Origin of the sequence: Segatella copri (assembly GCF_003465495.1) — a bacterium.
Lineage (GTDB): Bacteria > Bacteroidota > Bacteroidia > Bacteroidales > Bacteroidaceae > Prevotella > Prevotella copri_G.
In genome coordinates, this window is the sequence record NZ_QSAV01000094.1 from 682 (window position 1) to 2,569 (window position 1,888).

At 43.6% G+C, this 1,888-nt stretch carries 3 protein-coding genes; all 3 read right to left on the reverse strand.

Annotated elements, in window-relative coordinates:
* Nucleotides 1-965: IS66 family transposase (locus DWV53_RS16280; RefSeq protein WP_259319014.1), on the reverse strand; the 965-nt coding region annotated here is incomplete at its 3' end.
* 101 nt (nucleotides 966-1,066) lie between these two features.
* A complete protein-coding gene (gene tnpB, locus DWV53_RS15085; RefSeq protein WP_118155425.1) occupies nucleotides 1,067-1,414 on the reverse strand; it encodes an IS66 family insertion sequence element accessory protein TnpB in 348 nt (115 codons plus the stop codon).
* Nucleotides 1,402-1,812, reverse strand: a complete 411-nt coding sequence (locus DWV53_RS15090) for a hypothetical protein (protein ID WP_118155427.1) — start codon at nucleotides 1,810-1,812, stop codon at nucleotides 1,402-1,404. The genes tnpB and DWV53_RS15090 overlap by 13 nt, the downstream gene beginning before the upstream one ends.
* Nucleotides 1,813-1,888: the final 76 nt, after the last annotated feature.

Genomic DNA, 1,888 nt, shown 5'->3' on the forward strand with positions numbered 1-1,888 from the left:
TAAGGAGCATATGCATCACTCTGTATTGTACCTTTATAATCAGAGAATACGTTAAGTATAACCTGCTCTGAACGTGATCCATCCTCATATACAAAGAAGACAAGTCCCAGTTTAGGCGCACTTACAGCCCAGAGGTAGCCTTTCTTCGAACCCTTGTCCGTAGGCTTTATCTTGGCTAACAGTACTTTATGATAAGTCTCGTCTGCCGTAACATAATCCTGCTGCAGCACTATTTGACAGATAGCCTTGTAAAAGTTTCCCAGAACATCGGCACTTCTGGCAATCAGCTTGTTTGCCGTGGCCTTCCTTAACGTAAACCCACTGTCGGCAAAGTATTTGATGATTCGCTCCACCGGCATGGAATAGATGTATCGCATCTGCAGGAGACCTGCAGCAAAGGAAGGTGAATAGGAAGAATTCAACAACAGAGCCGGCGGAGTTTTTCCCGGATACAGGATACTCCCATCAGTATAAGTGTTGATGTGATACACGGTCTTGATGAATTTGATGGGTTCCATGCTGTAACGCACACAGGTACGAGTTCCGAAGAGACGCAACGTCTTCAAAAACTCTGCATCCATGACTGGATCTATCGTAACATGCACCTCTTCCATCTCGCAATGCATGTCACGCTTGGCACCGTTGTTTTTGCGTTCCTTTCTCTTTTCGGCCTGCTCTGTTTTCTTCTTGTCAAATTCCTCCTGGGTCATCGAGGCTTGTGGATTCTTTTCCTGACGTTCGGACTTCTTGCCTGAAACGAGCTTGCCGAGTGCCTTGTTCTGACGATTCGCTTTGTCAATGGCGATTCCTTTCTGGACGAGTAGTTCTTCTAATGACTTTATACGTTCAATGAGTTCGTTGACCTGTGTAGTCAACGAACTCACCGTAGCATTAGCTTGCTGAAGCTGTTCGTTTGCAAGCTGAAGCTGTTCCTTTAAAAGTACTATAATTTCGTCCTTTTTCATAGTGCAAAGGTACGAAAAAATATCGAGATATGCAAGTGTTTTCAGATATTTGTTCTTATTATCTTTCTGATATACAATACGTTAAATATAGCATAGCAAAGCTATAAGTTAAGCCTCTTTCTATATTTCATGCTTTTTAGGCAAATTCCGCTCATGATGGCCGATAGTGTCCTGTACGGCATTTTGCATTGTTTGTTCTTGGGGTCAAAGAATGGCAATTCAAAGGTTCCTCGCTCCAGTCGCTTCTGGTACAGCAAGAAACCATCGCCATCCCATTTGAGCAATTTTACCTGCTGGCGGTTCTTGGAGAAGAAGATGAATACCGCACCACCAAGTGGCGGAAGTTCCATCTCGGTTCTCACAATCTGATACAAGCCATTTATGCCCATGTTCATTCGGACATATCGCTGGCAGACGTAATATTGGGTATTTTCGTTTAGTCCAAACATAGCATATCCTCCTTTTCGTAAAGTTTCATCAGATGCATGACAGATTTGACGCTACCTTTCTTGATGGTGACTATCGTTCCATTTGGGAAGGTTAGGGTTATGCCAAAAAGATAGTTCTCTGGACAGACGGGTTCGGATGGCATTTCCATGGGAAGAAACATCATCCCAGTGTCCTTGGCTATTGCCTCGGAACATTCCTTACGGGCTTCGGCCTGAAGCAGACGAATCTGCTGTTTGGCTAACCTAACAGAATAACCTTTCTCTGACATCCATCTATGCATCGAGCGATGGTTTACATGCCGTTCCTTTAAAAAAGGAATCAAACTGGCTTTTGGATTATGATTCAAATGAATCTGGAAGGCATTCCATGCCCTCTCATAACGTTCTGTTGCTCTCATAATTGCGTTGCTTTTAAAATTATGGTGCAAAGGTAAGAACTTTTACGATAAAGGGCAAGGTATAAACGCGGAGCCG